Annotated in this window: 7 protein-coding genes and 1 tRNA gene; 7 read left to right on the forward strand and 1 reads right to left on the reverse strand. The window is 48.8% G+C overall.

What is annotated here, in order from left to right:
* Positions 1 to 219, reverse strand: a 219-nt coding sequence (locus OXG87_20275) for an aminotransferase class III-fold pyridoxal phosphate-dependent enzyme (GenBank protein ID MCY3871893.1), incomplete at its 3' end; no start/stop codon positions are given.
* Between the two features lie 364 nt (positions 220 to 583).
* Here OXG87_20275 and OXG87_20280 point away from each other — a divergent pair.
* From OXG87_20280 to OXG87_20310, 7 genes are all read left to right on the forward strand, one after another.
* Positions 584 to 1,435, forward strand: coding sequence for an RNA polymerase sigma factor RpoD/SigA (locus tag OXG87_20280; protein MCY3871894.1), 852 nt, complete (start codon positions 584 to 586; stop codon positions 1,433 to 1,435).
* A 164-nt stretch (positions 1,436 to 1,599) separates the two neighbouring features.
* A complete protein-coding gene (locus tag OXG87_20285) occupies positions 1,600 to 2,373 on the forward strand; it encodes an ABC transporter permease (GenBank protein MCY3871895.1) in 774 nt (257 codons plus the stop codon).
* 3 nt (positions 2,374 to 2,376) lie between these two features.
* Positions 2,377 to 3,120, forward strand: a complete 744-nt coding sequence (locus tag OXG87_20290; GenBank protein ID MCY3871896.1) for an ATP-binding cassette domain-containing protein — start codon at positions 2,377 to 2,379, stop codon at positions 3,118 to 3,120.
* Between the two features lie 3 nt (positions 3,121 to 3,123).
* Positions 3,124 to 4,035, forward strand: a complete 912-nt coding sequence (locus OXG87_20295; GenBank protein MCY3871897.1) for an MlaD family protein — start codon at positions 3,124 to 3,126, stop codon at positions 4,033 to 4,035.
* A 10-nt stretch (positions 4,036 to 4,045) separates the two neighbouring features.
* Positions 4,046 to 4,918, forward strand: coding sequence for a hypothetical protein (locus tag OXG87_20300; GenBank protein ID MCY3871898.1), 873 nt, complete (start codon positions 4,046 to 4,048; stop codon positions 4,916 to 4,918).
* 65 nt (positions 4,919 to 4,983) lie between these two features.
* Positions 4,984 to 5,060 (forward strand) — tRNA-Pro (locus OXG87_20305).
* A gap of 99 nt (positions 5,061 to 5,159) precedes the next feature.
* Complete coding sequence (locus OXG87_20310) at positions 5,160 to 6,575, forward strand: hypothetical protein (GenBank protein MCY3871899.1); 1,416 nt, start codon at positions 5,160 to 5,162, stop codon at positions 6,573 to 6,575.
* Positions 6,576 to 7,044 lie beyond the last annotated feature (469 nt).

The raw sequence follows: 7,044 nt of genomic DNA on the forward strand, positions 1-7,044 counted from the left end.
GAACCGGGCGTAGGTGAAACAGACCTTCTCCGCCTGTTCGGCCATGGCCTCTGCGATTTCTTTGACTCCGTGGCCGATACTGACCACATGCACGCCCGCACAGGCGTCGAGATAGCGCTTTCCTTCCGTATCGAACAGGTAAATGCCTTCTCCGTGTGATATTTTCGGCCATTCTTTTTTGAGGGTTCTGTGAAAGATGTGGTCTTTTTGCCGGGGCATTGCCTTTCCTTTCTTTTATAAAATTACGAGGTAGCGGGCAAGATAGCTTTTCGGCACCGGTCCCGCAAGCAATTCGGGATCTCCTGCCGCGCATTCACTATTTTGAAACTTTTAGATGTGTGGCGTGTATCTAAGATGTAACAGGGGATGGACAGCAGTCGAAAAATATATGCGAGGTTGTGAAACTTTGTAAATACTAAGAGCGTTAAAATATTAAACAACGCATGAACTGGTCTGGAAGACGACCAGTTTAACACCTTGCTGGGAGGGGGTGACAATCATTTTTACACAAGTGGAAAGGCCAACTGTTGTACCAAAATCCAGCATTGAGTCGGGCAAAGAAGAACAAGTGGTAGGAGATACAATGGAATACACGCAACAAGAAACGCAGTACGCGCGCGAAGCTTCTGTTCAGAGCTATCTCAAGGAACTGCGCAAGTACCCCCCATTGAGCCGGGAGGAGGAACAAAAAGTCCTTCGCAAGGCCAAACAGGGAAATCAAGCGGCGATTGACAAGGTTATTACGTCAAATTTGCGTTTTGTCGTCAGTGTTGCACTGGAATATCAAGGGCGGGGTGTGCCCCTTGCCGATTTGATTGCCGAGGGCAATATGGGGTTGATGGAAGCCCTTAAGCGATTTGACGAGGAACGCGGGTTTAAGTTTATCAGCTATGCTGTGTGGTGGATTCGGCAGTGCATTCTCAATGCGCTCAAGCGCACGTCTAATGTGGTTATGCCTGCAAATCGCCAGGAGGATATGGACCGTATGGCGCGTCGCTGGGGGCAGATGACCCAGGAACTGGGGCGCGTGCCCACGCTGGACGAGGTTGCCAGCGATATGAAGATCAGCAATAAGCGCGCAGAGCGGGCGTTGCGCTGTGTGCGCCCAGATCTGTCTCTTTCTATGCCCGTAGATACGGCGGGCGAACAGCCGCTCCAGAATATACTCGAGTCCGATGAAGAGGATCCAGATCAACTCGTGATGTACCGGGATCAGTCCGAGTTTATATTGCGGTCTCTCCAGGATTCTCTGGACCCCCGGGAGCGAGATGTTATTCGCGCTTATTTTGGTCTCGACGGAGGTGAGCGCCAGACGCTGAGTGATATTGGCTGTTCTCTGGGTGTTACCCGAGAGCGCGTGCGCCAGATTCGCAACCGCGCGCTTGCCAAGTTGCAGCGATATTTTCGGAGAGGAAAAGTGGAAGATCTGGTCTGATACCTTCCTTCTTCGGCGTATAAAGGCGGTTCTGGTTTTTCCAGAGCCGCCTTTACTGTGTGGGTTCTTTTACCAAAAGAGTTGATTTATTCAAAAATGGAGTGTAGATTCTACACGCTTTCTGGATACTTTTAACCCGCCTCACTATTGACCTTTCACTCGCTATGGGCCGATTATTTGCATTCCTCGGTGGGCAACTCGCCGCATTTTTTATCCAGGTTTTCCAGATGTTTTGCTATGGCGTCCAGTGCGTGACGGAAATGCGGCATCTCTACCTCTATCGACATCAGATTATCGGACAGTGCTATGCTGTTGGTGTTAGCTCTTTGCCCCTGGTCTGCCTGATTTCGGCTTTTAGCGGGATGGCGGTCGCTATTCAGACGGCTTATCAGATGGAAGAGTACGTGCCCGACTATATGGTTGGTGCGCTTATGGTCCGCTCTGTGATACTCGTGCTGTCACCCATTTTGTTGGGTCTCGTGCTCGCGGGCAGGGTGGGTGCGGGCATTGCTTCTGAACTCGGCACTATGAAAGTCTCAGAGCAAGTGGATGCGCTCACGTCAATGGCTGTCGATCCAGTGGGATATCTGATGTTGCCCCGCATGCTCGCTGGCGCGATTATGGTTCCAGTTCTCGTGATTTATTCCTTTTTGGTCGCGAATATCTGCGGGTTTGGTATGTCGATGATCAAGATGGCTATTACGCCTACAGAGTTGGTCAAAGGTATGAAGCTCTATTTTGAGGTGTATGATGTTTTTGTCGGGTTGGTCAAATCCGTTGTTTATGGTGGGTTGCTGACGTTTATGGGGTCTTACATGGGACTTTGCACCGCGGGCGGCGCACAGGGCGTTGGACGGGCTGCCACGGCTGCAGTTGTGATATCTTCCGCGCTCGTTCTCATTCTCGATTATTTTTTAACACACGCGTTGTTGTATTAAACTATGGCAAATGAAACGGCTATTGAGTTTGTCGAGGTGTTTAAGTCTTTTGAAGCACAACCCGTGCTGAAAGGGCTTGACCTGCGGGTTCCCCAGTCTGAGATTACGACGATTTTGGGACCGAGTGGATGCGGCAAAAGTGTGACCTTAAAGCATGTGATTGGGATTGAGCGGGCTGATGAGGGAAAGGTCGTTGTTGCCGGTTATGACATGGAGCGGATTCGCCATGGCGAGTTGATCGAGTTGCGCAAGCGCATCGGGGTTTTATTTCAGTCTTCGGCACTTTTTGATTCTATGACGGTGAAGGAAAATGTGGCTTTTGGGTTGCGTATGCACACCAGGATGTCCGAAGAAGAAATTTCAGAGCGCGTGCATGTCTGTCTCGATGCTGTGCGGTTGGCGGGTACAGAGGCCAGGATGCCGGTTGAGCTGTCGGGGGGAATGAGGAAACGCGCGGCACTTGCGCGGGCGATTGCAATGGAGCCCGATTTTATTCTTTACGATGAACCCACAACGGGTCTGGATCCAAATACATCCAGTGTTGTGGGTGACTATATACTCAAATTGCAATCGGAACTCAATGTGACATCGGTGGTCGTCACCCACGATATGCCCCTTGCCCGGCGCGTTTCAGACCGGGTTGCTCTGCTCTATGAGGGCAAAGCAGTGGTTCAAGGTGCAATGGAAGATGTCGAGGCATCTGGCAATGAGGTTTTCGAATTGTTTGTTCAGGGCAGATTGGGGTAGCGTATGAGAGATCGTCGGCAGGAGATTATTCTGGGCGCAGTTGTATTTTTTGCGGCCGTTATTCTGGTGGTCGGTACTGTGTGGCTTTCAGAGCGCTATGCAGGTGCGGCTGGCGGATATCGAATCCATGCTAAGTTCGACAGTGTGCCAGGGCTTCAAGTGGGCAATCCCGTGACGTTTCGCGGGGTGAAGGTGGGAAAGGTTCTGTCTATTACCCTTGAGGATGGGCTGCCTTTTGTTGCGCTCGGGTTTGCCACTGTACGAGATTTGCCCGTGGATTCGCGTTTTTTACTCAAATCCGACGGTCTGCTGGGTGGGCAGATGATCGAGATTCAGCTGGGAGAGTCGGAACAGCGTCTTCCAGATGGTGCTGTTGTGGAGGGGATTTCTGCTTCGGATCTCGATGCGATGGTGTCTGAAAGCAGGCTTATGATCGAAAAGATTCGCAATGCGGTAGATGGCGTCGCCAGTGATAACAATCTCGCGCATCTGGAAAGCGTTCTTGCGCGTATTGATACGACCACGTACTATCTCAACCGATTATTGAATGACGATAATCTGGGTAAGGTCGATAAGATGCTCGACAGTTTGGCGGTGGCGACGGGCGATGCGAGTGGTTTGATGCGGGATAATCGCGAAAATTTGAGTATTGCAGTGACCAATATAGCTGTGATGATGGAACGCCTTGCGCGGATTTCGGCACAGATGGAATCGACTTCGGTTGCTATGCAGAATACATTTGTCAATCTCGATGATATTTCCAAAGGGATACGAGACGGACGCGGTACGGTCGGGCGTTTGGTTAAGGACGAAGCGGTGTACGAGCATCTGGATCGCACACTGACGTCTGTGGATAGTCTTATTGAAGATATCAAGCGGAATCCCAAACGCTATCTCCATATTAGTATATTCTGAGGAGTTCACTATGGTTATCAAGATTCTGCTTTTGCTCGTTGCTCTTGCATCTACAATCTCAGCGACCGATCTGGCGTGGTTTCATTGGAAAGATAATGATGCGATCTCTTTTGGCGGGTTTGTTCCCGAAATGCGAGCTGTAAAAGCAATTGTGGGTACAGGCGATGAGGCACCGCGCATTGTGTATGGCGACCGTCATGGCGCAGTTTATGTGTTGGAAATGCAAGAGGGGCGCTTTCGAGAGGTGTGGAGAAGTCCTCCGCTGAGATCGGAGATTGCAGAAGTGTTTGTTCTGGATATCGATGTCGATGACGAGCTCGAGATCGTTGCATATACCCATGCCGGGGATATTGCGTTTTATCGCGCCAGCGATTTTCAGGAGATATGGCGAAGCACGGACGATGAGTTTGCATCGGTTTCGGCTATGGTGATTGAAAATATTGACGATGATCCGCAGCTCGAGCTGGTGTTTTGCGGCGAAGATGCTGCGGAGAGTCGGAGCTATCGACCGCCGGGTGGCTCACGCGATAATATCGCTCAGGATCGCGCTGCACAGATTGGGCGTTTGTTTGTGTTCGATTGCAAAAATCTGTTTTTAGAATGGCGCAGCGAGCAGGGGCTGTGGGCACAGAATATGGCTGTTGGCGATCTCGACGATGACGGTGAGCTTGAGATTGCACTCAATACGGGGTTTGTTATTGGCGCGACTTATCAACGCGTTGAGTGGGAATACCGCGATGGTTTTGGTGATAAGATTGGGTACGCGGATCTCGATGGCGATGGCATACCCGAGTTGATCGGGGAGACGAAAAAGCCCCATCAATTTATTCGCATTTTTGATGTAGATCTGCAATCCGAGAGTTTTCTGAGTTCTGGTAGATAACAACCAGAGGCTTTAATCTTGACGGTTTCTGGCAAAATGGGTAAATTCATTCACGAATGAGTTATCGGAGCGTAGCGCAGCTCGGTAGCGCACCATCTTGGGGTGATGGGGGTCGCTGGTTCAAATCCAGTCGCTCCGACCATAATAATACAGGGGTTATGCTTTTATTGCATAACCCCTTGTTTTGTGACTGTTAGACAGACGGATAAAAAATAAATAGCGGCGAGAGGAGATTTGTGCAATGTCAGACATGTTTTCAGGCGATATAATGAATGCAGATAGTTTGCAAATGAGTGAGATCTTTGGATTTATGAATCCTGAATATCACGAGGCTGTGGTCAAACGCGCGCTTGATTCGAGGGATAAGGTGTCAAAAGAAGCGCGGGGATTGCTCAACTCGGCTATAAACAGCACAGTGAAAGTACCGCAGTTCCCAAAAGAACCCGCTAAAGCACCGACGCCTTATCTCATGGAGCAGATCCTGAAAGCCGTGACGATATTAGACAAGCTAACTGGCGCGGTTTTGAAGGTCTGGGCAGAGTCCCATGATGCGCTCGGCACTGTGGTTGTTAAGCATCTGGAGGATCTGGCAATGCCAGCTGAATATCCAGATTTTTCGGGAAATCAGTTCCGAGGCACCTGGTTCAGCGATGTATGGGAACGCGAGATAGATAAAATTCTCGAACGCCACGGCGAGTTTGATAAAGATGATGTCGCTTTGATGCTGTGCTATGTATCGGGCAAAATACCCGGGTCTCGAGAGACAAAAGACAATATTTTATCGCAAGGCATCGAATATTTGAGATCTCTGCCACCCAATGCACCTGAATGGGAGCAGGAGATTCCAGATTTTGTCAAATCGCTGAATGCTATCCGAAAGATAAAAGAAAAACAACGCAGCCAGGCGGCTGAACTTGACGCTAAGATTGTCGATATCGGAAATGTTTTTGCAGCAGAACTGGCATTTTTCCAGCGAGATATAACGTCATGGTCTGTGGCGCAACTTTCACCGGATGTAGATATTTTAGAGACACTTCAACTGACAAAGGATCTGCAGTCTTTGCTGACCGAGTATCAATCTGTTTATGGAATGGCACCTGTTTTTAGCGAAGAGCAGATTAGAAGACAGAAGCGGGCGGAGTTGGAGTCTCGCATCTTGCCGATGATGGACCGCATAGATCGGCTTATGGGCGAGAATCAGGGTCCGGATGACGATTCTCCATCAGGGATAGATGTGGTGGACGACTTCGACGACTCGACAGAGCACACCGAAGTCAGAAGTTCCTCTGGTGAATCAGAAGCACAACAGCCTATAAGTGAGGTGATAGAGCCTTCCGAGGCTCCAGATGAGGATGTGAAATCAGAGAGAGAAAATGAGCGCGCGTTTTCCGATGAAGATTACACTTCTTTGCTATCGGATAATCAACATCTCAATATTGAGATCGAATCGCTGCAAACCCAATTGGACACGAGTCAGAATGGGATCGAAAAGTGGCAGAAGGAAGCCGAGAGGTGGAGAAGGTACTATATTGAGGAGGCGAGCAGGGAGGTGGCAACCACGGGTGAAGATGAGGGCTTGGTAATTGAGAGCGTGAATGATGCTGTCGAGCTTGCTAAAAAAAGATTGGCGATTAGCTTCTTACCCCTTTGGTTGTAAGTAATGTGTTATCAAGCAAATAATCAAGAATATAGGCTTTATTGTTAGCTTGTCAACATAAGCCTAAATTTCACTACTCGAAACTTTACATTGTGGGTTAGCGCAAAATCGCGTATAGATATGTTGACAAGCATCCAATAAAACCAAAAATTCCTTCTATACACAGGGATGAGAAGGAATAATCGCAATTAAACACAATTAAATTCGATTAAACAGCGGATTACAAAGAAATTCCTCTGGACGGACGGATTAAAAACGTTTAAGTTGGAAAAAATCTAAATTTTTCCAACTTAAAGGAGAGGTATTACAATGGGTGCTCGAAATCCGTCTAAGTCCGCTACCAAGCAAGATTTGCTTGATTTAGAAAAGAAGATTAGAGAAGATGATGATAAGAGGTATGAACCTCAAATGCCTGCTTGGTTCTATCCTATCGCAGTTGTAGTCCTGCTTGTTCTCGCCTTTGCTTGTT

The sequence above is a fragment of the Gemmatimonadota bacterium genome, from assembly GCA_026706845.1.
In the GTDB taxonomy this organism is placed as follows: domain Bacteria; phylum Latescibacterota; class UBA2968; order UBA2968; family UBA2968; genus VXRD01.